This is a genomic window from Rhizobium sp. PRIMUS64, from assembly GCF_023006465.1.
Classification (GTDB): domain Bacteria; phylum Pseudomonadota; class Alphaproteobacteria; order Rhizobiales; family Rhizobiaceae; genus Rhizobium; species Rhizobium leguminosarum.
Map to the genome: position 1 here is coordinate 1 of NZ_JALBGX010000281.1, position 1,706 is coordinate 1,706.

The 1,706-nt window shown below is 66.6% G+C and carries 1 pseudogene; it reads right to left on the bottom strand.

What is annotated here, in order from left to right:
* Positions 1-1,706: pseudogene (locus MOV76_RS39060) on the bottom strand (hemagglutinin); the annotation flags it as partial.

The window sequence follows — 1,706 nt, forward strand, 5'->3', positions numbered from 1 at the left end:
CGATGGCGATCGCGCTCGTTCCGCTCATGGCGGTGGCTTGCGCCGGGGCCGCAGGTTCGGCTGCGACCTCGGCCGTGCGGATAACAGGAGAAGCCTTCGCTGTCGGGGCAGCGGCCGGCGTCCGGGCCATCTCCGCTTCGGCCACCATCAGCGCATAGGGATCGACTTCGAAATCGACGTCGGCGACCGGCATCTGGGCGACCGGCCGGCCGCGATCTTCCATGCCGTCGAGGCGATCGGCAATATGCACCAGCGTCTCGTGCAGCGCCGTGAAAGTCTTGTGGGTGCGTTCCTCGCTGTCGCGGCTGATATCCTCGAGGTGGCGAAGATCCTCGGCCAGCGCCGTCAGCGCCGACATGTCGGCGGCGGGCATGACACCCTGCGGACCGCCATGGCGCGAATAGGCTTCGACCACGGCCTCTGCCGCCTGGCGTGCCGCCTCGATGATATATTCATCGCTCGTCGCCATATAGTCTTCGATCGCGCCCATGCGCTGGTCGAGTTCGGGGGGTATTACGGCGCTCTCGCGCGGCGCGCTCATCAGTGCCGAAAGATTGGCGATCTGGTCTTCGAGGTTCTTCAGTGCGCGCGGATCGGTCGGCGCTGCCGATGTGCTTTCCTCCAGCCGGGCGGCGATGTCGCTCAGCCGTCCTTCGAGGCGCCGGAAAGCGCCGTCGTCGGCCACAGCAGCAGGCGCCGGCGCCTGCTGCTGATGGGCCATCTCGTCGATGCGCCGGGCGAGATGGTCGAGCCGCTGCGCCAGCACATCGTTGACGGCGCCGTTCTCAAGCGCGTCGATCTTGCGGGAAATATCGGAAAGCGGGCCGGTAAGGTCGGGCTGCGGCGCCGTCTCCTGCGTGCGCTCCAACAGATAGGAGAGATGTTCCAGCCGTTCGTCGAGCCGCGACGTCGCTTCCGCCTTGGTCAGCTCCTCGACGCGTCCCGTCAGCGCCTCCAGCCGCATCGCCAGCTCGTCGGCCGGGTTCACGCGGTTGGCTGCGTCATGGCTCATCAGGTCGATCTGATCGGCCAGCGCCGAAAGCCGGCTTTCCAACCGCTGCATCAGGCCCGGATCATTGGTGGCGGCCGTGCGCCCGCTTGCCGCGATCGCCCGGCTGATCTCGTCGAGCCGCATATCCATGGCGGCGAACTGTTCGGACATCACCCGGTCGTGCGGCTGGATCATATTGCCGAAATGCTCCATCGCCGTGGCGATCGAGATCAGCTTGTCTTCCAGCGCCCGAACGGCCGGGCTTTCGCCCATGCCGCCGATATGGCGTTTGATGTCGTCGAGCCGATAGGCGAGCGAAACGAGCTCTTCCTGCAGCCCTTCGGTATCGAGCGCCGCAAGCCGGTTTTCGAATCCGTCCCAGCGGTTTTCCATATGGCGCAGCGAATCCTCGCGCGCCAGCCCGTCCATCAGCGAGCGCAGCTCTTCGAAATCCTCGCGAAGGCCGGTGGCCTCCGGCGCGGCGGAGCGGCCGGTCAGCTGGGTGATGCTCTGGGCAAGGCGGCCCATATCGGCGCGCATGTCGTCGGCGAAACGACCGTCTCCGGCATTTGTCTTGATTTCGCGCAGCTCGGCGCGCAGCGCGTTCATCTCGCGGGTGACGCCCTCGGAAATGTCGCGCTTCAGGTCCTGGCGCAAGCTGACGAGCGCCTGGGCGATCTCCGTCATCGTGTCGTCGCCGGCGCGGAAGACGGGC